General features: G+C 57.8%; 19 protein-coding genes. 14 read left to right on the forward strand and 5 right to left on the reverse strand.

Annotation, left to right across the window (positions count from 1 at the left end; genetic code table 11):
- The first annotated feature begins 21 nt into the window (after positions 1-21).
- From ACTAQJ_RS22200 to ACTAQJ_RS22225, 6 genes are all read left to right on the forward strand, one after another.
- Complete coding sequence (locus ACTAQJ_RS22200; protein WP_498699452.1) at positions 22-1,224, forward strand: glycosyltransferase family 4 protein; 1,203 nt, start codon at positions 22-24, stop codon at positions 1,222-1,224.
- Positions 1,221-2,378, forward strand: coding sequence for a glycosyltransferase (locus tag ACTAQJ_RS22205; RefSeq protein WP_498699454.1), 1,158 nt, complete (start codon positions 1,221-1,223; stop codon positions 2,376-2,378). Before ACTAQJ_RS22200 ends, ACTAQJ_RS22205 begins: the two co-directional genes overlap by 4 nt.
- Positions 2,379-2,491: 113 nt before the next feature.
- The gene (gene wzy, locus ACTAQJ_RS22210; RefSeq protein ID WP_498699456.1) at positions 2,492-3,811 is read left to right on the forward strand and encodes an O-antigen polysaccharide polymerase Wzy; all 1,320 of its coding nucleotides are present in this window, start codon (positions 2,492-2,494) and stop codon (positions 3,809-3,811) included.
- Between the two features lie 113 nt (positions 3,812-3,924).
- Entirely contained in the window at positions 3,925-5,184 is a 1,260-nt protein-coding gene (locus ACTAQJ_RS22215) for a lipopolysaccharide biosynthesis protein (protein WP_498702241.1), read from the forward strand.
- Complete coding sequence (locus ACTAQJ_RS22220) at positions 5,105-6,460, forward strand: nucleotide sugar dehydrogenase (protein WP_498699458.1); 1,356 nt, start codon at positions 5,105-5,107, stop codon at positions 6,458-6,460. The genes ACTAQJ_RS22215 and ACTAQJ_RS22220 overlap by 80 nt, the downstream gene beginning before the upstream one ends.
- Positions 6,461-6,530: 70 nt before the next feature.
- Positions 6,531-7,484: an NAD-dependent epimerase/dehydratase family protein gene (locus ACTAQJ_RS22225; protein WP_498699460.1), complete on the forward strand. Its 954-nt coding sequence runs from the start codon at positions 6,531-6,533 to the stop codon at positions 7,482-7,484.
- Positions 7,485-7,492: 8 nt separating this feature from the next.
- On the opposite strand, the gene ACTAQJ_RS22230 is transcribed toward ACTAQJ_RS22225, so the two are convergent.
- From ACTAQJ_RS22230 to ACTAQJ_RS22245, 4 genes are all read right to left on the reverse strand, one after another.
- The gene (locus ACTAQJ_RS22230) at positions 7,493-8,449 is read right to left on the reverse strand and encodes an NAD-dependent epimerase/dehydratase family protein (RefSeq protein ID WP_498699461.1); all 957 of its coding nucleotides are present in this window, start codon (positions 8,447-8,449) and stop codon (positions 7,493-7,495) included.
- 403 nt (positions 8,450-8,852) lie between these two features.
- A complete protein-coding gene (locus ACTAQJ_RS22235; protein ID WP_498699463.1) occupies positions 8,853-10,847 on the reverse strand; it encodes an acyltransferase family protein in 1,995 nt (664 codons plus the stop codon).
- A gap of 91 nt (positions 10,848-10,938) precedes the next feature.
- Positions 10,939-11,550 (reverse strand): arsenate reductase/protein-tyrosine-phosphatase family protein, encoded by a 612-nt coding sequence (locus ACTAQJ_RS22240; RefSeq protein ID WP_498699465.1) that lies wholly within the window; start codon positions 11,548-11,550, stop codon positions 10,939-10,941.
- Between the two features lie 164 nt (positions 11,551-11,714).
- The gene (locus ACTAQJ_RS22245; protein ID WP_498699466.1) at positions 11,715-12,869 is read right to left on the reverse strand and encodes an LCP family protein; all 1,155 of its coding nucleotides are present in this window, start codon (positions 12,867-12,869) and stop codon (positions 11,715-11,717) included.
- A 319-nt stretch (positions 12,870-13,188) separates the two neighbouring features.
- Between ACTAQJ_RS22245 and ACTAQJ_RS22250 the strand changes: the two genes are divergently transcribed.
- The 3 genes from ACTAQJ_RS22250 (at position 13,189) to ACTAQJ_RS22260 (ending at position 17,952) form a co-directional block, all read left to right on the forward strand.
- A complete protein-coding gene (locus ACTAQJ_RS22250; RefSeq protein WP_498699467.1) occupies positions 13,189-15,213 on the forward strand; it encodes a CDP-glycerol glycerophosphotransferase family protein in 2,025 nt (674 codons plus the stop codon).
- Positions 15,213-17,108, forward strand: a complete 1,896-nt coding sequence (locus ACTAQJ_RS22255) for a hypothetical protein (RefSeq protein ID WP_498699469.1) — start codon at positions 15,213-15,215, stop codon at positions 17,106-17,108. The genes ACTAQJ_RS22250 and ACTAQJ_RS22255 overlap by 1 nt, the downstream gene beginning before the upstream one ends.
- Before the next feature lie 91 nt (positions 17,109-17,199).
- Complete coding sequence (locus ACTAQJ_RS22260; protein WP_498699470.1) at positions 17,200-17,952, forward strand: acyltransferase; 753 nt, start codon at positions 17,200-17,202, stop codon at positions 17,950-17,952.
- 144 nt (positions 17,953-18,096) lie between these two features.
- On the opposite strand, the gene ACTAQJ_RS22265 is transcribed toward ACTAQJ_RS22260, so the two are convergent.
- Positions 18,097-19,836, reverse strand: a complete 1,740-nt coding sequence (locus ACTAQJ_RS22265) for a DUF4434 domain-containing protein (RefSeq protein WP_498699472.1) — start codon at positions 19,834-19,836, stop codon at positions 18,097-18,099.
- A 261-nt stretch (positions 19,837-20,097) separates the two neighbouring features.
- Here ACTAQJ_RS22265 and ACTAQJ_RS22270 point away from each other — a divergent pair, with 261 nt between their 5' ends.
- The 5 genes from ACTAQJ_RS22270 to ACTAQJ_RS22290 are packed head-to-tail and all read left to right on the forward strand — an operon-like array spanning position 20,098 to position 25,452.
- On the forward strand, positions 20,098-20,661 hold the full coding sequence (locus ACTAQJ_RS22270) for a hypothetical protein (RefSeq protein WP_498699474.1): 564 nt from the start codon (positions 20,098-20,100) through the stop codon (positions 20,659-20,661).
- Between the two features lie 3 nt (positions 20,662-20,664).
- Positions 20,665-21,936 (forward strand): glycosyltransferase family 4 protein, encoded by a 1,272-nt coding sequence (locus tag ACTAQJ_RS22275; RefSeq protein WP_498699475.1) that lies wholly within the window; start codon positions 20,665-20,667, stop codon positions 21,934-21,936.
- Entirely contained in the window at positions 21,933-23,663 is a 1,731-nt protein-coding gene (locus ACTAQJ_RS22280; RefSeq protein WP_498699477.1) for a glycosyltransferase family 4 protein, read from the forward strand. The genes ACTAQJ_RS22275 and ACTAQJ_RS22280 overlap by 4 nt, the downstream gene beginning before the upstream one ends.
- 21 nt (positions 23,664-23,684) lie before the next feature.
- Positions 23,685-24,572 carry an ABC transporter permease gene (locus tag ACTAQJ_RS22285; RefSeq protein ID WP_498699479.1) on the forward strand — a complete coding sequence of 296 codons (888 nt, stop codon included), beginning with the start codon at positions 23,685-23,687 and terminating at the stop codon, positions 24,570-24,572.
- On the forward strand, positions 24,559-25,452 hold the full coding sequence (locus ACTAQJ_RS22290; RefSeq protein ID WP_498699481.1) for an ABC transporter ATP-binding protein: 894 nt from the start codon (positions 24,559-24,561) through the stop codon (positions 25,450-25,452). Before ACTAQJ_RS22285 ends, ACTAQJ_RS22290 begins: the two co-directional genes overlap by 14 nt.
- Position 25,453: the final 1 nt, after the last annotated feature.

Raw genomic sequence — 25,453 nt, forward strand, 5'->3', positions numbered from 1 at the left:
GACTGAGATCGGACCCACCCCATGACTGCCAGTAAACGAACGGTCTTCTATGCCACGGAAGCGCGTTTGCACCGCGGCTTGGATGGCCGTGTTTACTCGGATGCTTCGCAGGACTGGTACGAGAACCATCTGCTGTGGCTGAACAGCTTTGACGAAGTCATCGTTGTCGCTAGGGTCGAAGACATTCCTCGGGACGGCGGTCGCCTCGTTGAAGGCGACGGTGTCAAGGTCCTTGCAGTCCCCTCGTATCAGGGAGCAAGAGGCATGGTGACCCGGTTCATGCAGATACGCAAACTTGTGCGCCGGTTTACCACCGACGCCAGTGCTGTTTACGGGGGCCGGTTCCCCGGTGTAATCGGTGGAATCACCGTTAGCGCGGGTCGCCGCTTGGGAGCCCGGACCTTCGCGCACGTGGTGGGCGACCCCTACGACGTCCTCAAGGCCGGTGTAGCGGGGAAGCCGGGAGTCAAGTTGGCATGGCTGGCGAAACTACTTGTAGCGCGACAAGTTTCCAGCGTCGACGGCGCAATCTACGTCTCCGAGAGGACACTGCAGCGCCGATACCCGGTGCGCGCAGGTGCGGCATCGCTCGTTCGAAGCGGAGTAGCCGTTACCGACGGCACCCTTCCTGCGCAACCGAAAGTCGCTCGCCCCGACCGGGAGGGCCTTATCGTGGTCGCCGTCGGAACGCACAACCAGATGTACAAGGGCCACGATCTCCTGCTTCAGGCAGCTGCCCAACTCCTAAGCAAGGGTCACAGCATTACCCTGGAACTTGTTGGCGGAGGCGCGAAACATCGGGTACTTGTTGAGCTGGCCAAAGACCTGGGCATCGATAAGCATGTTACCTTCCATGGACACATTGAAACGCCCCAGGAAATACGCGACATCCTGGACCGTGCTGACCTTTTTGCCATGCCATCCCGCACTGAAGGTGTCCCGAGAGCCCTCATTGAGGCGATGGCCCGGGGCCTGCCCTGCATTGGTTCCGACATAGGCGGAATCCCGGAATTGCTTCCACCGGATTGCCTCTTTACTTCAGGATCCGTTGAAGAATTAACCGAGTTGCTCCGCTCAGCCCTTAACAACCATGAATGGATGACACAGCAGGGGGCCACAAACCTGGAGCATGCTCGTCAAATTATCGCTTCACTTGACCCGCAAAGGGTTGTTGACTTTTTCAGCCAACTCGAGGCTGCGCCGAAAGCACTGGAAAGATCATGACGCTGCCGGAAAAGAGCGGCCCTACTGTGGCCCACATCCTCGGATCCGTCGACCGCGGTGGCGTCGAGATGCGGATGCTTGAAGTAGCCCGTGCCCTGCCTGCGACCGGCCCGAAACTGACAATGGTCACACTCACCGGGCGGGAAGGGTCCCTGGCAGGCGACTATAGAGCGGCCGGCGCCACGATTGTCCCTTTACGCCTCTCCAGCCCCTGGTTTGCATTGAAGTTCGTCCGGTTTCTCCGGGGCAACCGCATCAAAGTCGTCCACTCGCACGTTCATCTTGCTTCTGGATTCATCCTCGCGTTGGCAACCCTTGGGGGCGCCCGTATCCGGATCGCTAATTTCAGCAGCGACGGCCGGCCCCGTGCCGAACAGTCGCTGCCGGCGCGGGCAAAGTACGCGGTAATGCGCTGGCTCCTTAACCAGTTCGCAACCGACATCATCGGAATCGCTCCCTCAACGCTAACGGTGGCCTGGAAGAAAGATTGGGCGAATGACCCACGTTGCCGTGTCTTGATGACAGGTTTCGATCTGGAAAAGTTCTCCAGCACCGGCACCACTGACATCCGCGATGAGCTCGGGATCGCCCCGGCCGAACCATTGATTCTCCACATAGGTCGGGCTGACATCCCCACTAAGAATAGAGACGGGGCCATCCGGTTCTTCGGTGAGTACGCTAAAGCACACCCGAGCGGAGCCTTGGTTTTTGTAGGTCGAGATGGAGCTGACGAGGTCCAGTCGGCAGCAAACCGGTCGCGTTGGCTGTCGATAACCGAGCAATTAGGTGTTACGGACCGTGTTCATTATGCCGGCGAACGCATGGACGTCCCGGATCTGCTGGCGTCTGCAGATCTTTTGTTGTTCACTTCCACATTGGAGGGACTGCCCGGCGTGCTGGTAGAGGCATGTGCGGCTGGTACGCCCGTTATTGCATCTGATGTTGCAGGCGCCGTTCACCTCGCGCAGCATGTCGGAGGGATACAGCTTCTGTCATTGCAAGCTGCCATATCCGTTTGGGCGGATGCCATCGCCGATGCACTAAGAGACAGGCCAACGCCTGAAACCCGGGAGCTGGCCCGTAGAAAGTTGTACGGCTCTGAACTGGATATTGAGGTTGCAGTCGGCCACTTCCGCAGGCTGTGGTGCGCGTGAAGGTCCAGACACAGACTACGCACTCAGTTCTGCCGGACGAGGTCTTATCCAGAGCGAAACTCCACGGAGCCGTACTTGCTCACGTCGGAAGCGCCATCCTGATCTGTCTGCTAGTGCTTGCACCAGTCTTCGAGCAGGCCCCGATCCAAAGGGTGGCGATCATCTCGCTCCTGCTAGCGTGCGCCCTGGGCTACTTGGTCGCCAAGTCACTCTCCGATGGCGTTTGGTCTTTTCCGTTCCTGTACTTCTTGATACTCTGCCTTTTCCACTTGGGATTGTTCGTCTCCCCGGCCCTTGACAACGGACGAATGGCGTCATTCCTGGATGGAACGTGGACAGGTTGGTACAGCGACCCTGTGATGATCCGGGCCGCATACCTCATCGACCTTGGCCTGTTGAGCTATGCCACGGCGATAGGGTTTGTCGCATGGCTTTCCAGTAACTCCGGTACCAGGATGCGGCCCTCTGAGCTGCAGGAACACTCATCTGACCGATCCATGCGGGACGCGATTGTTGACGTGGGCGGACTGACACTGTCGGTGGCGGTCGCAAGTTGGCTGTTCGTTTGCTATACGCAGCTCGGCCCATTGTTCTTCCTCAACAGCTACAGCGAATACCTCGAGGCAACTTCCGGAAATTCCGTGGGCATTATCTATTTCGGAATTACCATTGGATCTGCGCTCATAGCGCAGGACACTACTCGGCTAATCTCGCGGGCGGGTTTAGTCTTCTTGTTCGCATTCTTGCTGCTTGCCCTGCCCATGGGGTTGCGCAGTGAATCTCTCTTTCCGTTGATCGCGGCCCTTGCTGTATTCATCCGCTGCAGGAAGACGCCTTCATTCGCGTCAATGGTAGTCTGCGTCCTCGTCGGATTGGTCGCGATCTCCGCAGTACAGCAGGTCCGCAGCCAAGGACTCGGGGACACCTCCCTTCACGAGGTGTCCGCTTCGCCGATCAAGGCGATTGAGGAGATGGGCTACTCGGCACGGGTTATCGTTACCACTATTGGCTGGCACGAAGCCGCGCACGAACCATACTTGGCTGGGGCCACCTACGCAGCTCCTCTGGAGCGTGGGCTCGCGGGAATACTCGGCCTGCCCAGAGATGATGCTGAAACGGACTTTCGTCTGATGAACGCAGAGATTGCCCACCGTGTAGGTCCCATCGGCGGTTCGATCATTGCCGAAGGACACCACAATTTTGGGATCCCCGGCATACTGCTCGCGTTGGCGCTGGCTGGATTCCTGGCTTCCCGTCTCTGCATCGTTCCGCCGCGCCCCGTGCCCCTGGCTTTCCTCGGCGTTGCCGCCTCGCTCCTGCTGATGCACGTCAGGAATTCATTTGCGCCCATCTTCGCATGGGGCACGGGCGGGGTTGCACTCATTCTCGTCGCTATAGGGCTGAGCTGGCTTAAAGGGCGCAAAGTACATTGAGACGCCTGCTTGCCGCCACCCGTTCGGGGTCAGGAAAAGAGGTCCTTGGGACTACCGCCTGGAGCGTGGCCGGTCTCTTCGGGGCCTTGCTGTGCGGCGTTATCACGGCCAGAATGCTCCTCCCGGATGACCGCGGAGTCCTGGCGATCCTGATCACCACCGTCACGATCGTTTCGCTGGTAAGTGGGCTTGGTACGAACATTTCACTGCGCATCCTTCTTCCCCGGGATCCACGGGTCACGATGCGGGCCTATGCCAAAACGTCGCTATGGCTGGGCGCTTTGCAATTGATCGTCCTTATCCTCGTTTCTTATTTCTTGCTTGGCGCAATTGACGTGCATTTAGGCGTCAACGAAGTTATTTTCGGCGTGCTGCCTTTGGGGCTTGCGGCGTTCTTCGCCAATCAGACGGCGGACGCCCTAAGCGCTACCGGCTTCCCAAGCCGGGCATCGATGGCGAACAGCGTCGGGTTCGGTGTCACCGCTGCTGTCCTCATCGTTTTCTGGATTTTTGGGCACGGTCTGCTCGGTGCACTCCTTGCCTACACGGCCGGTTTCACAACACGCAGCGTCATCGCCATCAGCATCATCGGCAAGGGCGTTGTCCTCAAAACAACCGAACCGACATCGGGTGGAACGAAAGAGCTTTTGCGCAAGGGCGTCGGCCTGATGGGCATGAATCTGGGCCAGTCCATAACTTACCGACTGGATCAATATCTTCTTGCTGCCTTAGCCGACACCCGCGCTGTTGGCTTGTACGCCGTTGCGACAACGCCGGCGAGTCTGATTCAGGTCGTATCCAATTCTGTCGGTCAAGTCGCTTTCCGCGATGCTGCACAGAATCAATTCGGCAGAAAGAAACTGCTGACCTTCGTCCTCGGAGCTGCGGGAGTGACGGGGGCGTACACGGCTGTGATGTACGTTGCAGCGCCATGGCTCATTCCGCTGGTGTTTGGGCAAGAATATGCGCCAGCCGTCGACATCGTCCGTGTGCTTGCCTTGGCCGAGATCGCCTTGTCGCCCTACCTGGTTTTGAGTCGTGCAGTGGCCGGCGCAGGGCACATAAAGCTCTCCAGTTGGACCGGCGTTGTGGGCATGGCAGCGATGAGTTTGTTTCTGCTGGTGTTCATTCCCGGCAGCGGGGGCCTTGGCGCGGCATGGGCATGCGTCACTGGCTACGCCACCATGAGCCTTTTTCTCATATGCGGGACGTTGATCATCAGGCGGCAGCAGCGATCATCAAAGGCACCCCGTCACCGAAAAGCCTCGATAGGGCCGCCACGCGTATCAGGTCGTGCACGGCGCCGTCGAGACCCCAACGCGCGCCCGATTGCCAGCGAAAATTCCCGCAAAGTTCCAGCAAACAACCGATAGGGATCCACTCATGGATAAATCAAAGAAAGCAGTCATAGTCGGACAGGGCTATGTAGGCCTTCCCGTGGCCATGAGAGCTGTCGAAGTCGGCTATGACGTGGTCGGGTTGGACATTGATGAACGGAGGATCGTCGCCCTGAGCAATGGCGAATCGTTTGTTGGAGACATCACAAATGACGAACTCCGGCGCAGACTGGACTCCGGGCGCTACCTTCCCACCACTAGCTACACCGACGCCGCCGGTTTCGATTTCGCCATCATCACGGTGCCAACCCCTCTTAAGGAGAGCCTTCCGGATTTGAGCTACATCACGGATTCGGCAAAGGCATTGGCGCAATTCATTACACTCGGTTCCACTGTCATTCTCGAATCCACCACACACCCCGGAACCACCGAGGAACTGCTTGTGCCAATTTTGGAAGCCGGCTCCGGACTAACGGCGGATGTCGATTTCTACGTAGGCTACAGTCCAGAAAGAATCGACCCTGGCAACAAGGTTTGGGGCTTCGTCGAGACGCCAAAGGTCGTTTCAGGACTCGGACCGGAATCGCTCGTCCGCGTCAAGGATTTCTACGATTCCTTAGTCGAAAGGACCGTTCCTGTCGGAACCCCAAAGGAAGCCGAAATGACAAAGCTGCTGGAGAACACCTTCCGGCATGTGAACATTGCACTGGTTAACGAGCTTGCGATCTATGCGCACGCCTTGGGAATCGATCTGTGGGAATCCATTGACGCTGCCTCAACCAAACCCTTCGGCTATATGAAGTTTGTACCAGGTCCCGGCGTTGGCGGACACTGCCTGCCCGTGGATCCGAGCTATCTCTCTTGGCACGTTCGTCGTCAGCTTGGCCATGCCTTCCGCTTCGTTGAACTTGCCAACGACATCAATGACCACATGCCGGACTATGTCGTCCGCCGCCTGCTCATGAGCTTGAACAATGTCGGCAAGCCTCTGAAAGGCTCACGGATCTTGATGGTCGGGCTGGCGTACAAAAAGAACACCGGGGATGTCAGGGAGGCGCCCTCCTTGCGTATCAGGGAGCTCCTTGAAGAGTTTGGTGCAATTGTCTTAGGGGTTGATGACTTGGTCGAAGACCACCACTGGCCTAAGGAAATGCTACGAGGAACATTGGATGCCGAAACGGTCAGCAAATCCGACGCGGTCCTTCTGGTCACCGATCACGACTACCTTGACTTGAATATTCTGGATAATTCGGATGTACCGGTGCTTGACACAAAAAATGCACTCAAAGGTGCCTCAGTGGAGCATTTATGAGCCTGGCCGAGACCGATACCGGATGCTGGGCTTTTCCGAAGCACTGGCAAGATAAAGGAGCAATTGAAGTATGAAGATCTTGATCACTGGTGGTGCCGGTTTCATCGGGTCGAACCTGGTTCGATACATCAACGAAAACGATCCGCAGGCCGAGCTCGTTGTCCTTGACAACTTCAGCACCGGACATGCCGAAAACCTTTCTGGACGACTTGTGAATGTCATCGAGGGGTCCGTTCTTGATGAGGCTATCCTCGACGTTGCTATGGAAGGTGTCGACTCTGTCGTCCACCTCGGAGCGCTGGGTAGCGTGCCTAGATCAGTGGCCCGCCCCTTGCAGAGCCACCATGCCAACGCAACGGGTACCCTGAACGTCCTGGAAGCAGCCAGGCGGCACGGCGTCAGGCATTTTCTCATGTCCTCGTCGAGCTCCGTTTACGGCAGCAATCCAGTCCTGCCTAAGTCCGAGACTGACTGGACTCGTCCGGTAAGCCCTTACGCGGCTAGCAAGCTTGCGGCCGAGTCTTACACAATCGCCTATGGGCGTACATACAGTATGCAGACGCTGGCGTTTCGATTCTTTAACGTCTATGGGCCAGGTCAACGTGCCGGCCATGCCTACGCTGCAGTTATCCCAAAGTTCCTCGACGCAGCGCTCCGTGGTGAGCCGCTGGAGGTGCATGGCGATGGACTGCAATCTCGTGACTTCACGTATGTCGACACGGTCTGCGAAGTTCTTCTTGCGGCGTGCCAGCAGCAATTGAGCTCAGAAAGTCCGGTCAATCTGGCTTTCGGATCCAATGCAACTTTGCTTGAGGTGATTGCGGGCCTCGAAGGCGCCATGAATCAGAAGCTGACTATTTCCCACCACGATCCGCGGGCAGGAGACGTCAGGGCATCGCGAAGCGATGGCCGCTTGATGAAGGAACTGTTCCCAGGCGTCACACCTGTTGATCTTCAAACCGGAATTGAGCGAACCTTGACGTGGTTCAAGCAGGGCGAGCGAACCGGGGTGACCTCGTCCTAACGGTTGGCTTAACGTCTTGAAGCCGTGAGGACGTCACCAAGAGTTTCGGGAGAGAAGTCTAGCTGCCTGGTAGCCAAACCAATGTCCGCACAGCTGAAACTGGCCCGCGGTTCGTCCACCTCATAGTGGATTGTTCCGAGTTTGCTGAGAAGGTGGACGAGCTTCCTGTTACTCGTGGCTTCGCCACTTCCGATGTTCAGAGTCAGGTGGCCGCGCAACGGCACGTTTATGGACCGCAGGATTGCCTCCGCTACGTCGGGTGCGTGAACGTAGTCGCGAACGAAGGTGTCGAGGCCCTGCAATCGTGAGGGCTCAGAAAGCGTTGAAGACAACAAACGGTGGACGAGCGAGTCTGAAAATTTGTCGCCGTAGATGTTGAAAATCCGCAATGCGACACTTGAAAGTACTGCCGAACCTGTTGCCTCCCGAAGAATTTCCTCGGCCTCGTGTTTCATCCGAGCATACGTACTGCTCAAGTCGACTTGATGCGCTTCGCTCACAGGTTCCCTGTGGCGGTCACCGTAAATGGCAGCCGTAGAGGAAAAAACGATGCGAGAAGTCCCCACAGTCATTGCGGCATCGCAGAGCACCTGCATCGCCGTGACATTGACAGCCTCTGACAGTTTCAGGTTGGCGTCGCATGCCGCCCCGCTGACACCTGCAAGATGAATAATGACGTCAGGCTCCGCAAACAGGACCGCCTGTTTCAAGTCGGTGGGATCAGAGATGTCTGCCCTGACATCCGCTTCCGTCCTTGGGATGGCACGGGGGCTGATCAGGTAGATGGCGGAAAGATCTGCGCGGCGCTGAAGCTGTTGGCGCACGACCATTCCCAGACGCCCGTTTGCGCCTGTCACAAGAATCTTCACGTTCCCCCTTAAAAGAGCAGAAGGTAATGCGGAAAATACCGGAAAACGCCCGCCGGCCCGCTGCCAACCACTCGTGTCGCCGTCAGACTCTATCACCGACGCGACAGTTCACGGAGACTCGAAGATGTCCTTACAGCATCAAATCCAAGTAGTCCCCACTTCCATGACCGCAAAAGTCGAGTACCCACTACTCGTGCTGCGCTGTGGCCACCGTCTTAGGTTGAAGACACGAAGCCTAAAGTCGATCCGGAGGAGGCCCTGGTGGACAGTCGAAACAGACTCCAATCAGTATTGTTCGGCGGCAGTACGGATTCGGTCTGGGTTGCAGAAGGTGTCCTTACGACCCGTCAAGGGGAAGAATTTCTGCTGGAGTCAGTCGTCGACGGCCGGCTCGTTAGCATACGGATCAGCAGCTTCATTGGACCGTTCATGACGTCGCTGCGCGCGCTTTTGGAAAGAACTGCAGCCGAAGACACTTGCACCGACAGAGGTCCCTTGGTCACGGAGTACTAATCGCGGCTTTCAGAGCCGCCGAGATGAAGTCACTGAGTTTCGGCTCCTGAGCAGCGACCCAGTCCTGGGAAAGGTGGTTGCTGTCGGTGAAAACTGGGATTCCACCATCGGCGATGAGGCATGTATCAGTAGGACAGAGGTGGTCGTCGAAACTTAAGACGTGATTGATTGTCCATTCCTCTTGGACGGCCCGTTCCGCGTCTCGTAGAATCGCGATGTCCTCAAAAGCCCTGTGACGCGTCGGAGAGCAACCCTGCTCGGTTCCGCCAGGACGTGTCACGCACACACCTGCGTCACCTCCGGGCCTCGGAGTGTCCTCGATAACTGCCGGCACGGCACCGGAAGCGCGCGCCGCTTCAATAATCGACGCGAAGCCTGCCCGCCACAATCTGGACTGCGTGTCCACAGATTTGATACTGCCTGCACTGTCCGGGATTTGTCCGACATAGCTGTTCGAATTTGCCGTAAGAACGACTTCCGGTCGAAGCTCATATATAAGCGCTTCAGTCTCGCGATGGAAAGAATCGCAATGGGAATTAACCGCGCCGTGTGCCAGGACTGTCAGATTGGCGGCCGGGCACGCATCGAGGGCACGAATCACAAGGCGGAACCCCTCCTCAGCGCCGACCTTCGAGAGCGTAGGAACCCACTGCGCAGCGTGGGAATCCCCAATCACCATGACAGTTGTCAGGGCATCAGTCGAACCTGAAACACAATAGGCGATCCCGGAATCTGCCTTGCGGCGCTCTGGGCATGTCTGGGGCGCGCCCTGCTCCCGCACGGCAAGCCACGTCCGATTCTCTAGTGTTGTTGACGCCAACGAACCGCCTGTGTAGATACCGGCTGAGGCCAGAACGGAGACAACAAGCGCACCCGACATGGCGGTGTACGTGATGCGGTTATTTGCCCGAAGGGCCTTCCACACACGGATCGGCGACTCAACCCAAAGGAAAGTGAGGTGCGCCAAGCCCAACGCCAGTGTTGATGCAGCGAGCCCGAGCCAGACTGAATGGACTTCGAAGCCCACGCTGATTAGCACTACGGCAGGCCAATGCCAGAGGTACCAGGAATAAGACCGCTCACCTACCCAGACCATCAACTTGCTACCAAACAAGCTCGACATCCGGTTAGGCGTAGAACCGCCGAGAATCACCAGCAGCGCACCCGCCACAGGAACGGCCGCCACGGTGCCCGGAAACGGTTGGTTGTCTCCGATGAACAAACAACTCGCAAGAATGGCCGCCATGCCGGTGGTAGCCAAAACTGTCGCCGTCGTCCTCGACAAGCTCATGGTCCCGATAACGATTGCGAGAACCCCGCCGGCAGCAAACTCCCAAGCCCTTGTCGGGATTGTATAGAAAGCCCAGAACGGATGCTCTGGGGTCAAGGCAGCTGAGGCAGCAAACGAAACAGCGAGGCAAGACAGGAGAGTCAAAAGCGTAACCCGGCGTGTGCTCCAGCCCAATTGTCGTGCAACCCAGGAAACGATCACCAAGAGCAAAGGAAGAGCCAAATAGAATTGTTCTTCGACTCCCAGGGACCACGTGTGCAGGAAAGGGCTCTCTTGTACTTCATGACCGAAGTAGTCCGCAGCTTGGAATGCGAAGAGCACATTGGATACGGAAAGGACAGCTGCGCCGGCCTGACTTGCGAGTTCTTTGAGCTCCAGGGGCGAAAATATGAACGGACTGACCGCCAAGACCGTCAGCGTTACAAAGGCCAACGCGGGGAAGAGCCGCCTGGCGCGTCTGGCCCAAAACTCCGGAAGATTGATTCTGTCTGTAGCTTCATTTTCCCGTAGTAGTTGACCAGTGATGAGAAACCCGGAGATTACAAAGAAAACGTCTACGCCGACAAATCCTCCAGGTATCCAACTCACCCCGGCATGGACTAGGACTACTGAGACAATGGCGATCGTCCTTAAACCAGCTATGTCACTGCGAAAAGTTGAACGATGTACGGAGTTAAGCGCGGAAGGCATGTTTGACTATAACTTCTGCCATATTCCGGAGCGATTTTGCGTGCTTCCATTACTCGAACATAACGCAATCCTGTCGAGGCTAGGATTGGATTTACAGCTCGAACCCGGAGTCAGATTTCGCGTTCAACCTGGCAAAACGCAGGATGGAGAGGATGGCAGGCGCAAGTTCATCCTCCATTTGTTTATAAACGTCAGATCCGCGACGGTATGGGTCCACGACGTCGTTGTCACTGGCATCTTCCGGTATTGCCAAGTGACGAACTGCAGCAGCACGGGCTGGGACTTGATGCCAATCTGCAATCGTTCCCGAGGGCGCTACTGATGCATCGTCCAGAAGAACATTGAGCATCCTTGCGAATTCCCTGATCGTGAAGGTTCGTTTCAGCAGCGATGAATCGAGTTGCAGAACCTCTGGTCGGTGTCGAGAACTCATGGTGAGTATGAGGTCGCTATGGCGGAGCATTGCTGCGGTAAGCTGCCTTGCCTTGAAGTTGGCAGCATTCCCGCCGAACGTTCGAATAATATCGGCAGACAGTGGCTGGATGGGCTCGCCAACCATGGCACGCGTCCCAGCGCTTCTCACCTCGAACTTCGCGTCTGAAACCTGATCCAGCCCGGCCTGCAACAACCGCTCAGCCACCGGCGAACGACAAATATTCCCTGTGCACACGGTAAGGATACGGAATGGATGTAGGGATTCCACGTCGGTATCATCTCTCCTTTTGCCCAGTGCTACAAGAAACGCTGGGGAAAGCCATCTCCGTCTGTATTGACGTAGTCCCGCCGAGTTCGTGCCCAGAGCGGACTCGGTGGAGGTGCCTTATGAAGCTGAAGGAATCTCCGGAAATCTGTGCCCAGACCTACGCGCTAGTTTCCCTTTTCGAGTGCGTGTGCGGTGACATACGTGCCTAGCTGATCCTTGGAGAGCGCGCCGGCGATCTCGGAGATGGCAGTGGTGTCTGCGACGACAATCGATTGGCCGTCCACGGAGGTGCCGGTGCCGAGCGTGGGCAGGGTAAACATCACAGTGTCATTCACCTTAATGTCCTTCAGGCCCAATGCGAGGCTGCCGATAGCAGCGGCGTCGAAGCTCTTATCGACGCTAACGAAGGGTGAAACCGCGCTCACCATGCTGCTGACGGTCACAGGGTTCGTCAGGGTTTCGCGTGCAATCGTCTTGCTGATGATGGCCTTCATATACGCCTGCTGGTTTCGCACGCGCTGATAATCGCCATCGCTGAATGACTTACGTTCGCGGACAAAGGCGAGTGCTTCATCGCCGTTCAGCGTATGCTTGCCTGCTGCGTAGTAGTGGCCCTTCATCGGACCAGATGCAGGTGCGAACGGGATCTTTACGTCTATTTCCACGCCGCCCAAGGCATCGGTGAGGCCCTTGAAACCTTCGAAGTCCACCATTGCCACGTGATCGATCCGCTGCTGGAAGAGGGACTCCACAGTCTGGACCATCAGGGGTACACCGCCAAGAGCGAGCGCCGCGTTAATCTTGGACTCGCCCTTCCCTGGGATGTTCACCCACAGGTCACGCATGAGGGAAACGGCGTACACGTTTTTCCGGTCGGCCGGAATGTGGACGAGCATCAGTGTGTCAGCGCGCTGATCGGTGGCTACAGCAGTGTCCACGTCCAATTCGTCGGACCCGCGGGTATCACTGCCCATCACGAGGATATTCATGGGCGCGGGGGCGCCATTCGCAGGCTCGGTCTTTTGGGGCCGGGTGGCCTCGTCAGGGAAGGCTGACTCGATCTTCGTAGTCCCCGAGTTGAAGGTCTGTGCCAAGTTGTAAAGGTAGCCGCCACCAATCAGGCCCGCGATTAGGACGACGGCCGCAAAGCCAATTAACACATTTCGCGCAGTCTTTTTTGGGCTCTTTTGACGTCGAGGGCGGGACTTAGTCTCGGCATTTTCAGTATCAGTCGGGAGCGTCATGTGTTCCTTGGTGTCGGCGTCAGCAGTGATGATTCTATCAAGCGCCAACGAGTAGTGGCCGTTGTCGACACTCATGAGCTGGCCACGGCGTTTTCAATATATGCAGGTCGAAGGCACTGTGGTTCCCTGGGTGACTGCTAATTGAAGGTGGATTGTGCCCAGGCATGCTGCACCGCCCGGCTGGGAGTGTTGTCCACCTTCCCTGAAGTGCTCATTTCCGGTCCCAAGCGTTCACGAAGTGATAGCTGCAAATCAATTTGTCCGACACGGGATTCTTCCGGGCATTCCTGCGTCACGATTCGGCCAATGGGGCCACTCTGTCCTTGAACTAAAAATCGGCATGTAGGGATCGCATGGTTGAGGTCCCTTCACCATCGACTCACTGAGGACCAGGATGCTCGACTCATCACCCCTGCTCACGATCGTCTTAGAGACTTCGGGTTTACTTGACCGCGAGTCTGTGATGTACAGACGACTCATCGCCGCGAGGCTGAGGTACGAAACCCAGTTCTCCATCCTCGAGGTTGGCGAAGTGTTAACAGTGGATAGCATCACCAGGCTCAGCGAGACCATCGAGACCAAATACGTGGTGTTTATGAAGACCTCGCATCAGCTATCGGCGTCGTACATGACCACGATGCTCGAGTACTTACGGGCACGAACCGTCTATCTTGCTGAACCAGTAATGTACACAGGCGGCATTCCAAACAATGTAGCCGCCACCACGATCGACGACGCATATCGCTATGCGAGGGACGGGGACATATTCGGTGTTGTCTTCAACACGCATCGGCTCAGGGACGCGTTGGAAGCAATTGGCGACGTTGACCGCTCAGCCCTTTACCTTAGTTACCGCCTGTACTGGTCCATCGGAACGGTAAAGCCTCTGGCTACAGGCTTCTCGGTCGCATCTGACACCAAAGCCGCCATTGGCCTGCAAATAGCGCACGATGTCACGCGGCTGGTCCCACTGATCCCAGCGGCCTCGAAGGAAGTACGTCTTCACCTCGTGCGGTATGTTGCGTTGTTCCTTCGCGGCATGCGGGCTGGGAAGGTGACACAGGTTGCCTTGGCTAATCTCCGGGACGTGGTCCGGTCGTATCGTCTCGTCGAGCTGCTCCGATTCGTTGAACCGTTGCAGCCGGTGGAGGCGTCCTGGATTCGCTGGTTGTCTGACTCGGAGTCCGACACTCACCTCTACAAGCAGCTGAGCGCCAGTGATTCATATTTGTCTTTCAGGGAAGGCCAGCCCACGGAAGGGAAGCAACCGCCCCTCTACGAATTGCACTTCGGCTTGGACACCGTCCTCATCGAGAAGTCATATCGGCCGCGAGATCTACGGCCCGGCTATTCGCGGGCCGCCAGCTACGACTTCTACAGCCGACCCATCACACACTCCTCGACCATGATCTTCTTTGATAGGCCCCTACAGGCAGACGACAACGCTGAGCACCTGTATGAATATTTCAGGGTGAACCATGGGGAGTACACAGAGGCGTACTTCGCGTTAAATCCGAAATCGCCCGATTGGGAACGGCTGCAAGCAAAGGGCTTCAAACTGATTCCGATCTTCACTACAGAGTTCTACGAGAAGTTCCTCATCTCGGACCTGGTGGTTTCGTCCCAGATTTACAACATCAGATACCGGGGCAAGTCCTTCGCGAACTCCCGCTTTGTGTATCTTCAACACGGGATCCAGTTGAACGACATGACCGACTGGATTCTCTCCAAATACTTCGATGTGTTCGTCGCCACTGGGCAACTCGAAGCCGACTATCTTGGCAAGCTTGCCCCCGTCGAAACTTTGAACTCAGGGCTGCCCCGCTTCGAGGCCTTGACCAAAACGGCACATGCGCCACAGCACCTTCTCTTCATGCCAACGTGGCGTTTCAACCTCCATCAAGTGTCCACCGAACAGTTCGCCCAGTCGGAGTACTTCCGTGCAATCGACGCCGTCCTCTCGGATCCAAAGCTATTGGCGTTCCTCGAAGAAACTGGCCGGACTCTCCACGTGAAACTCCATCCAAATGTGGAGAAGAGAGCCAGCCAATTCGGATTCTCCAAGAACGTTGTCAGGACTGATTTGAGCTATCGCGAAGCCATCGCCTCGGCTGAGATGGTCTTCACGGACTACAGCTCCGCTGTGCTTGATGCTGCCTTTATCGGCACGCCAATTGCCTATTACCACTGGGACGCAGCGGACTTCTTCCATGAGCAACCCTACGAAGGCCGCGTGGACTACCGCGATGATGGCTTGGGCCCGGTCTTTGAGGAGCATGCAGACCTGATCAACCACGTCGTCAAGGAGCACTATCTCCGGCCTCATGAACTATTCAGTGCCCGTCGCGCACGCTTCTTCCAGGGAGTGGACCCCCAAAGAATCAATGCCAAAATTGTTGAGAGGATGCTGAGTCTCTAATGAGGAAGATCCGAGGCATTAAACGCACCATCACGGGTATCGCGGTAGATGCTGCCTACTCACAGGCCGGCACGGGCTTCGCCCGCAAACTGATGGCATCCCCAGCCAACGCACCCGCACGGCGATTCATCAAGGCAAAAGGCTTGGAAGGCAGCATCCGCAGGTTGGCGTCCGAAAACCTGCCGCAAGGAACCTACTTTGCAAAACTGACCATTGCAAAGTGGCAAGTGCATAAGGGCAGGGGATTCAGGCTGCTCCAGGACGGCCGAGTGGTCTACGGGAACAAGATAGAACCCCCGGCTCGCGGCTTCCCGCTTGAATACCGCAACATCATTGTCACGTCGAAGGATCCCAAGCGATTTAGCCTGGACATCGACGCACCTTATGAGCTGAAGATCGGCCGCGGTGCTTTCACTACTCCGCAACAGCTGAAATACGATCACCAGTATGGCGTGGAGCAGCACGGGGACACCTACTATTCCTTGCGGGGAAATACCACCAATCCCAAGAAGCTGTTCATCACCTTCCCGGGATTCGGGCCGTCAACCTCACGGATCTCCTACGCTGTCAGTTACCTCAAGGCCATTACCGACGCCGACCTGAAGGACACCCTTATGGTGTGTTTTCAGGACCGCTACCTTGCCGCAGGCTCCTACATGATGGTGGACAACGCTGGCCGGCCTTTGTACCGCCGGGTTTGGCAGGCCATCGAGGAACTGCGGAGCCGCTTCGATATCGACCCAGCACAGATGCTGTTCTTCGGAGCTTCCAAAGGCGGCAGCATAGCCATCCACTATGCAAAGGACTTCCCGGCCGCCCAACTGCTGCTGGCTGTGCCGCAAATGAATTTGCCGTACTACTTCAACAAGCCATTCTTTCGAAACAATCTGTTCCGGAACCGTGCACTCCACGATGTACAGCAGCCCGAGGACAACCTGCGCGAATACTTCGCTGAGGGACGAAGAATCGACTATTTTTACACGAACTCCGATGAACTCAGCAACCACTCACTCATTGAGCTTGTTCGAGACGTCCCCAACCTCACGAAGTACCGCATAAATGGCGTCCACTCTGATGTGGCCCGGGCCGCGTTGCCAGCTATGTTGGGCATCATCCGTGGGTTCTTGGGCGGTCGGCAGCAACGGGACATTGGTGCCGATGAAGTACGTTCCTTCCCTCAAGAGAACGGCATTCAAGTGCAGGTCCGGGTTGATCCCGCCGCCTCTAAAATTGCCCGCGCCAACTGGTTCATTGAAGGTTGGCTGGGCAGGACCAGGTTCCTGCAGTCGATGTCTGAACATTCCTATGACTTCCTGAAGTTCACTTCGGAAAAGCAACTGCTCTATCCGGCTTACGATCCGATCCAGCATCTCTCAGCGGTTGTAGCGATCGAAGCCAACGGAACTAAGTGGACTGGCACTCTGCCCGGTTCTTTGATATTGGATTCGAAGCAGGAAGTGCAGCACTCAATGAGTGCAGCTGCTCTGAGCCTCCATGCGAGGCATCCAGAGACGTATGTGGTCTTGGACCGTGACCGTCTCGCCCGTTTTCGGTATCGCAGCTATGACGAAGATATCGAGGGCGACACGATGGAGGTCCACTTCGTGAGCGATGCCGAATTCGATGTGTCTGGCGTGACCCTTGAGCATGGCAAGCATAAGGTGTCGAATATTGCCGTCGTGGAGCCTCTGGACGGCTGGGCGATGGCGGAGCTGCTTGCCTTGAGATTCGTCATCACCGCTAAAGCCGAACATCTGTTGATCGTGGTTCATGGTGCCGGCTCGGCTGACGAGGCCCTGGATACCTTTGGGACAGTGGACTGGAAGGCCTCCACGGTTGTCGCCATAGTGGATGAGGCATCGACCCCGCATGAGGTGCCGCTAAATGTCGGATAGCGCCTCGGTGGCTGGTTCCGCAAGGATGGGTCAAACGCAAATTATTCGCTCCTACGCGGATGTCTCCTCAATTAGGGACAATGTTGTCCACTTGAATCAGACGCCCGAATCGGAGTTTCTCCGCTCCTCGGTGGAGTTTGCCGGGAAGGGAAACGTGCTGTTCGTGGAGGACGGCGTCAAGCTGCGGAACTCAAGGCTTCGATTCATGGGGAATGATTCGGTAGTCCATCTACGCAAGTCGCCCAGGTTCCTGCGGTTGGTGGCAACCGTGTTTGAAGAGTCTGTGTTCTATTTGGGCCCAGGGGCATCGTTCACTGCAGAGGCACGCTTCCTTCCGACAGAACGCAAACATGTCATCATCGGCAGCGATGCCATGTTTTCATCACGCGTGGTATTCCGAACGGCGGACCCGCATCTGATCTATTCGCTGAGTAACCACCACAGAATCAATCCCAGTGCTTCCATATGGGTTGGTGACCACGTGTGGCTCGGCGAGGACACCTTGCTACTCAAAGGGGCACGAATTGGTTCCGGCAGTATCCTGGCGGCCCGCGCTGTGGTCACCAAAAGCATCCCTTCCAACTCCACCGCAGCGGGTGTCCCGGCCCGCATCGTCGGCAAAGGGATCTTCTGGTCACGTCCTTCTGTACATGCTTACACGCTTGCACAGACTGAGAGAAGCTCCGTTTATGCACAGGACGATTTGATATACACGAGTGACCAGAATGTGTTGGACATCGGAGAACTGGAGGGTCAGTTGGACTTAGCGTCCTCTGGGCACGACCGGGCCGCGTGGTGCCGCAGGTTGGATCAAATGACGTCGAAGAACAGGTTCTTCATCTGACCGGCACACTGACGCGGCAATTGCCAAGAGAGTGGAACATCACGCTGTCCGGTTGGCGAAGGTTTTTGAACGGCAACGCCGGGCCACGAATGCGGCAAATTCCTCGCCCACGCTAACAAATAGATTAACGCGCCAGGTCCGGGGCTAGCCTTTGGCGCCCCGCGAAGCCTGCGCTGTGTAGACGCGTTGCGAATAGAAAGCATCGTTCTCCGCACCCCATCGGTTGGTGACATTGACGGTGTAGTAGCGGCCGGCGGCCAAGGTTGTTTTACCCACGTTCACGAGGATCATTTCCAATTTTGGGTTCATGCCGCTCTGGACTCCGTACACAGTGTTTGTGCTTATGGGCTTCACGGTTTTCGCGAGGCGTTGTCCGCCTTTGGCGGTCCACTTCACTTGGGCGTTGCCACCTGAAAGATTGAAGCCTGTAATCCGCACTTGGCCGGTGGCCGGGTCAAACGTGGCGTCGGTAATAATCGGTGTGGCAATTCCGGACTCCATCTGGGCCTTCAGTGGAACACCGGTACCAACACATGTGTAATACGAATCCCACATAAAGGAAATGACTTTTTGCGCGTTGGAAAGCTGTTGGAGTTGCCGGTCGATCCTGGCTTTGGAACTTTGCCCACGGAGACTGTCACCGCAGGGATTGGAAGCCGTGGCTGGAGCCATGCCCTCCAAATTTGCCCACAGGACGGCGCCGGTTCCGGAAATGCCCGCAGCAGCTGCCAGGAAATACTCCCGAACGGGTGCCACGTACTTGCTGCCCCACGAACCCTTGCCCACGATGCTCTCCGCATAGCGGTCCACCGCCGAGTTCGCCTCGTTCGACTGAAACGCACCACCCTTACCTGTACCCATGCCGTCTTGGATGGCGATGTTCAGAACCAGTCCGCTGGCTGTCTGGGCAATTCTTCGGATCCCGTTTCGGGCTTGATTCAGGCTGATACTGAAGGCACTGACCCGCGCGTCAAGGTAGGGACTAACGATTGCGCTGCGAGTGGGAAAGATTCGATGGATCGCCTGGTTCTGCATGCGGTACAGATCCAGGATGGGATCGAAAGTGTGGCCATCGGTCAGAGGCATTTCTGTGTGGTGATAGAAGCCAGCCAGCCCGGTCACGTTATATACAGCCGCTTGATACTGAAGCAAGCGCTCGGTGAAGAGGGCAAGGGTCCCTTGGTAGGAAACGTCGGGGAGGTACGCCTTATCAGTTCTCTTCACCGGAGCAGGTAGTCCGGCATAGAACTTCATGCCCAGTTTCGTGGCCGCCACAGCCATTGAAGTTGCTGGATCTGTGGCATCGGCGGCGCCACCGCCTGCCACCACGACGTCGTACTTGCCGTTCGCGGACGTGCAGCCGCTGCCCTGGGCAGGGAGGACCAGCACAACGAATGCCTTGCCTTGGCTGGTGATCCTGCGGTCGTTGGGACACTTCACGGCCTGGCTGCCCCAGATGCTTCCGTCGGAGTATGTGAAATAGCGGTTGACCTCCAGAGTTCCTGCAGCAGCCTTGGCGCAGTTCACTCCGTCAATGAGGCAATCCTTGGGAAGCGTCGCCAAAGTAGCTGGCACGAGGGACGTTCCAAAAGTGATGACAGTGTCAGCGCCTGCTGCCTTAATTTCGGTGAGCTTCTGTAGGTTCCGGGAACTGCTCGGAGTGGCGTAGACGAAATAGCCGCCAATTGGGTAGCTTGCCGGTTTCGGTGCCTTGACGGCCGGAGTTTTCTTCGGGGCCTCAGTGGGCTGTTTCTCCTGGGCCGGCCGTTCCGCCTCGATGCTGTGGTTGGGCGCAACTAAAGCGGTTCCTGCAACTCCGGCTATGAGCACAAGTGCCGCGAGGAGGGCTTTGATGCGCGGACGGCTTCCGCGAATGAGCGTCATGAATTCCTTGGGGTCGGCATCAGCAGACGATCCTACGGAATCAAATGACTGTTATCCATACGCTAGACTAAACCGGGCTGCCCTCCTGCTGTTGGTGGCCGCGCCTACCCTCATTCAGGTGGACGCGCTGGAACGGACGCTAATAGCGTTTTGTACGACATATCAACGGGGGGAAAGTTGGGCACCGGAATCAGACGTGTTCAAGCCGCACTTGTGGTCATCTTGCTGGCTATTCTCGGGTTTTTTGGTACCCAGCCGGCCGTGGCCACCACAGTAACCGACCCTGGACCCGATGCTGAACAGCCGTCGGACCCATCGCCGAAACCCGAGCCTACGTTCCCGGTCGTCATCCCGCCCGTTCTTGAGCCTTCTGCGCCTCCGGCCACTCTGGAACCTATTCCTCCGGCACCTGCCCAGCCTTCCGAAGAGCCAGCTCCCGCACCCGTGGTGCCGCCCGTCGTCGAGCCCGTCGCTCCGCCTGCGGAAGTGCCTGCTGTGACTCCTCCAGCTACGTCGCTCGTTCCTGCTGTACCCACCGATGTTGCCATAGAGAACTTTGTTGTAGAGCCTGAAGTTCCCGCGGAAACCACCACGGCCACCGCCGAGGCAACGCCTACGCCCACACCGACTCCTACGAAAACCGCCGCCCCGCCCGTTGTCAGCGCAGACATCACCGGCCCCTTGAAGGTGGCCCTGGCCCCCGTCGCGGAGAACAACCCCCTAGTCCAAGGCCTGACGGTCTTGGTGTTGCTGCTGCTGGGTCTTGCGTACTTCCGTGCCCTGCGCTCAAAGGGGATCCGCGGACCCCGCCTCAACGGCAAGTAGTCCATGGATACTTCCCTCCCCAGGGACGCGACTGCCGTAAATCCTGCATTCCCGTTGCGTCTAATGCTGCTCACGCACTCGTACTGGCCGGAGCACAGCCCGCCGCAGCGCCGTTGGCTGTCCCTGACCCGGGAATTCCGGAAAGCAGGCTGGGACGTCGACGTCGTCGCTCCCGTTGCGCACTATCCCAACGGCAAGCGGGATCTGCCCCGGCGAAAAGCCGGATTCGCTTTCGCCCACCAGGAAGGCCCGCACGGCGAAACCATCAGGCGCGTGCCGTACCTTCGGCATCTTGGCACCTCGCCACTGGCACGTTTCGTGGACCAGCTCTTCTCCGCTGTGATGTCCGTTCCTATAGGTTTGGGCGGCAAGAAACCCGACGCGATTCTCGCCACCGCTCCGAGCCTCCCGACGCTGGCTACGGGATACGTGCTTTCCCGGCTTCGCAGGGTGCCTTTCATCGTCGAGATGCGGGATGCCTGGCCGGACCTTGCCCGCGACGCCCGAATCGTGCAAGGCAGCGTCAAAAGCCTGGTGGAGCGTGTGGTGGAGTTCGTCCAGCAGCGGGCGGACCTGGTTGTCACAGTTACGGACGGTTTTGCCGAGACGCTGCGGGACCGCGGCATCAAGAACGTCGTTACTGTGAGTAACGGCCTTGATCTGAACTCGATGCCTTTCCTTGAGCCCCCGGCCTTGGAGCGCGACGTCTTTCATGCCGTCTACCTTGGAAATCACGGCAAAAGCCAGCGCCTGGACATTCTCATCAGGGCGAGTGCGCTGCTGGGCGAGGGATTCCATCTGACATTGGTGGGTCACGGTACCAGCCGTCCGCAACTGGTGAAATTGGCCCGCGAGCTCAACGCGCCCGTGACCTTCTTCCCTTCATTGCAGGGTCAGGCAGTCATGGACAAATACCGTGAAGCCGATACGTGCATCGTGTCCCTCCGCGATGACTGGAAGTCTTTCGAGACCACTGTCCCGTCCAAGACCTACGAGGTTCTGGCCATTGGCAGGCACGTCACCGCGGTTGTGCGGGGTGAAGCCGAACGCATCATCATTGAAGCCGGCGGAGGCGACGTCGTCGCGGCGAACGCCGAAGCAGTGGCGCAGCTGTGGCGGGAGCTTTCCGAGGACCGAAGCCGGCTCGCCTCAGGCACCAGCGGACGCGACTGGGTCCGGGACAACGCTGACTACGCCCAGCTGGCCCTGCGATACATGGAGTCAATAACCTCCTTGGTCAATCCGGAGTCAACTGATGCCCGGGGGACTGCGTGATCCAACTCCTCAAGAACATTGCCCTGACTGCGGGAACCGTGTCAGAGCACCTCACTGAGTCGCCCTTTGTCTTGTTCCTCCAGGTCCTTCGCCGGCTGCCATCCAGGATTGTTAGGCCGCTGGCTCGTTTCGTCGCCAGGCTTGCGCCCAATTCCGCCCGTCCCCTCTTCCTGCTGGCCACCCACGCGGCGGGGGACACCGCCGGTCTTACCCGTCGGTTTGAACATGCCGTCCGTGCCGGTCTTGATGGTGACCGCGCCCGCAAAGCGGCTGAAGTAGCAATCGCTGCCGGACAGCCAGCATGGGCGGATGTTTTCCTGCCCCTCGCCGCAGGGGCGAGCCGGACTCCGGCGACCCTCGCCAGACGCAAGTGGTACGACGGCGACATGAGCGGCGCCGTCGTCGTCCTCGCTGGCGAGCGGGGCGGCATGGCAAAACAGGGGCAGCGGCTTGAGTCCGAAGTCCGCGTCTTCCAGGGGTGGCGTCCATCCCTGACGGCATCCGCAGTTAAACCGCAATCCCGTAGGGTCCTGCACCTTCTGACGAACTCAGTGCCGCATACCGGCAGCGGCTACGCCCGGCGCAGCCACTCGATCCTGACCGCCCAGCAGGACGCCGGTTGGGAAGCCATGGCCGTAACCCGCCTGGGTTACCCCGTGCAGATCGGCGCGTTGACAGCGCGGCAGTATGACGTCGTTGACGGCGTGCGCTACGAACGCCTCCTGCCGGCGCGTATGAAGCCGTCCATGCATGGTCGCTTACAGCAGCAGGCCGAAGGCATTCTGTCCCTCGCCCGTGACTTCAAGCCGGCGGTCCTCCATACCACCACCCACTTCGTCAACGGCCTGATAGCCCGGGAAGTCGCAAACACCCTGGATGTTCCGTGGGCCTACGAAGTTCGTGGACAACTGGCTGACACGTGGGCGTCGACGCGTGGCGAGGAAGCTCGCCGGAGCGAACGGTACAAGCTCTTTACCGAACGGGAAGCCGACGTCATGCAGAGCGCGGACCTTGTGGTGACGCTCGGCGAATCCATGAAACACAACATCGTGGCCATGGGTATCCCGGACAGCAAAATCCTGATCTGCCCCAATGCCGTAGGCGGCGCATACTTGTCTGAACCGCTCGATCACGGCGAGGCGCGGCTGGCTCTGGGGCTGGACCCGAACGGGCTTTACATCGGGACAGTAAGCAGCCTTGTTGACTATGAGGGCCTTGACGATCTGGTCACAGCATTTGCGCTGCTTGCGCCACGACTGCCACAGTTGAAGCTGGTTTTGGTCGGGGACGGCACTGCCGCGCCTGGCCTTCAGGACCAAGTCCGGCGCTTGGGACTATCGGAACGGACCATCTTCACGGGGCGTGTCCCTCCGGAGCAGGCTCGCCTGTACCACTTGGCGCTGGATATTTTTGCGGTTCCACGCAAGGACTTGGCTGTTACCCGGGCCGTGACGCCGCTCAAACCTGTGGAGGCGCTGGCCTCCGGCCGGCCGGTGGTGGCCAGCAACCTGGAGGCCTTGCGGGAGATAGTGCACGACGGCGTAAACGGCAGGGTGGCGAACGCTGAAGATCCCGGGGGACTGGCTGAGGTGTTGTACGAATTGCTTGATGATGACGGTTTACGGAAGCGGCTTGGCGCCGCGGGCAGGCAGGAAGTATTGGCCACGAGGACGTGGCAGGCAAATGCCCAGGCATACATCCGGGCTTATGAAAATTTGGGCGTCTAACTACGTAAGGAGGGTCAGCTGATGTCGGCGAAGAAAGCAAAGCTTCCGCCGCCCGCGGCCATCCAACCGATGTCCGTGGACATGCGGAAGTTGTCCAGGGTGGGTTCCAGACCCGGATTCCTGGATTACTTGGTACGGCTGTGGGATTACCGGCAGTTCATCTTCTACGATGCCCGCGCCCGCGTGCAGACGGGAACCCGAAAAGACCGTTTGGGGAGCGCCTGGCTCCTGCTCAACCCGGTCTTCAACGGGCTCACTTACTACGTGATCTTCGGCATGCTGCTCAACACGAGTGGTGGCATCGAAAACTTCATTGGGTACTTGATCGTCGGCATCTTCATGTTCCAGTTCAGCTCCGGAGCAATTATGGAAGGTGCCCGCTCCATTCGGAATGGAAAGTCTGTTGTTCAGGCCTTCAATTTCCCCCGTGCCGCCCTTCCGCTTGGCGCAAACATCAGGGAGCTCCTTTCGTCTGTCCCGCTTGTCCTGGGCATGCTTCTGTTGATCGTAGTGTTGCCTCCCGCCGAGAAGATCAGCTGGCACTGGGTGCTGATCGTGCCGGCCCTCTTGCTCCAATTCATCTTCAACCTCGGAATCGGAATGATCCTTGCCAGGATCATTTCGATTGCCCATGACGTAACGCACCTCTTGCCCTTCGCGATCCGGGCGTGGATGTACGGCTCTGCAGTTTTCTACTCGTATGAACGCTTTGTTCATGAGCCAACATTGCTCGCCATCATGAAGTTCAATCCACTGTTCAACGTCATTGATATCGTCCGGAGCTGCGTACTCTACGATCGGGTCCCCGCATGGGAGTCCTGGGCCACGCTGGCAGTCGTCGCCCTAGGGGCCCTGCTGGTTGGATTCATCTTCTTCTGGAGAGGCGAAGAGACCTATGGTCGCGATTGATCAGGCTGTGTTCCTTGACGGACCGCCCTGCGTAGTGGTGGATCGAGTGAAGATGACCTATAAGGTGCCTTCCTCCATCGAACGTTCCACATCCACCCGAAAGGGTATCCGGGGGAGTCTCCGGAAGCTTCTGGGACGCGAGAACCTGGTGACGGTCAGCGCACTGAAGGAACTTTCGTTGGTGGTGGAGCGCGGGGAATCCGTAGGCATTATCGGCCGTAACGGCTCCGGCAAGAGCACCATGATGAAGCTGATCAGTGGGCAGGCTGCCCCCACAGATGGAGCCGTCTACGCCTCCAGCACCCCAGTGCTGCTGGGCGTGCACGCCGCGCTCGTGCCGGATTTGTCAGGTGACCAAAACGTAGTCCTCGGTTGCCTGGCCATGGGAATGGACATGGACGAAATCGATGAACGCTTCGACAGCATTGTTGAAGTGTCAGGCCTGGACTCCGCGATCTACCTGCCCATGAAGTCCTATTCATCGGGCATGGCCTCGCGGCTTCGCTTCGCCATTGCCGCAGCTGTCAACCCAGAGATACTGCTGGTGGACGAAGCATTGAATACGGGCGACGCTCAGTTCAACGATCGCAGCAAGGCCCGCATGGACGAGCTCCGGGCCCAAGCCGGTTGTGTGTTCATCGTCAGTCACAGTCTCGACACCATCCGGAACATGTGCACACGCGTGATCTGGCTGGATAAGGGCGAACTGATCATGGACGGCTCAACCGAAGAAACCACCAACCTGTACCAGGAATTTTCTTCCAACCTTTCCAAAGGCAACAACATAACTGCAGCGCGGATCAAGGACGAAGCAAGGGCGAATCTCGTGGCCACTCAAATCATGGAGAGATCCAGCGGACGCCGAATGGAAGGGCGCTGAG

It is taken from the genome of Arthrobacter sp. alpha11c (assembly GCF_054149985.1).

What these genes read in the sequence shown, in the direction of transcription:
- ACTAQJ_RS22200 (WP_498699452.1), top strand. Translation starts at nt 22, where the DNA reads ATGACTGCCAGTAAACGAACGGTCTTCTATGCCACGGAAGCGCGTTTG.
- ACTAQJ_RS22205 (WP_498699454.1), top strand. Translation starts at nt 1,221, where the DNA reads ATGACGCTGCCGGAAAAGAGCGGCCCTACTGTGGCCCACATCCTCGGA.
- ACTAQJ_RS22215 (WP_498702241.1), top strand. Translation starts at nt 3,925, where the DNA reads ATGCTCCTCCCGGATGACCGCGGAGTCCTGGCGATCCTGATCACCACC.
- ACTAQJ_RS22225 (WP_498699460.1), top strand. Translation starts at nt 6,531, where the DNA reads ATGAAGATCTTGATCACTGGTGGTGCCGGTTTCATCGGGTCGAACCTG.
- ACTAQJ_RS22235 (WP_498699463.1), bottom strand. Translation starts at nt 10,847, where the DNA reads ATGCCTTCCGCGCTTAACTCCGTACATCGTTCAACTTTTCGCAGTGAC.
- ACTAQJ_RS22245 (WP_498699466.1), bottom strand. Translation starts at nt 12,869, where the DNA reads ATGAGTGTCGACAACGGCCACTACTCGTTGGCGCTTGATAGAATCATC.
- ACTAQJ_RS22250 (WP_498699467.1), top strand. Translation starts at nt 13,189, where the DNA reads ATGCTCGACTCATCACCCCTGCTCACGATCGTCTTAGAGACTTCGGGT.
- ACTAQJ_RS22255 (WP_498699469.1), top strand. Translation starts at nt 15,213, where the DNA reads ATGAGGAAGATCCGAGGCATTAAACGCACCATCACGGGTATCGCGGTA.
- ACTAQJ_RS22265 (WP_498699472.1), bottom strand. Translation starts at nt 19,836, where the DNA reads ATGACGCTCATTCGCGGAAGCCGTCCGCGCATCAAAGCCCTCCTCGCG.
- ACTAQJ_RS22275 (WP_498699475.1), top strand. Translation starts at nt 20,665, where the DNA reads ATGGATACTTCCCTCCCCAGGGACGCGACTGCCGTAAATCCTGCATTC.
- ACTAQJ_RS22285 (WP_498699479.1), top strand. Translation starts at nt 23,685, where the DNA reads ATGTCGGCGAAGAAAGCAAAGCTTCCGCCGCCCGCGGCCATCCAACCG.
- ACTAQJ_RS22290 (WP_498699481.1), top strand. Translation starts at nt 24,559, where the DNA reads ATGGTCGCGATTGATCAGGCTGTGTTCCTTGACGGACCGCCCTGCGTA.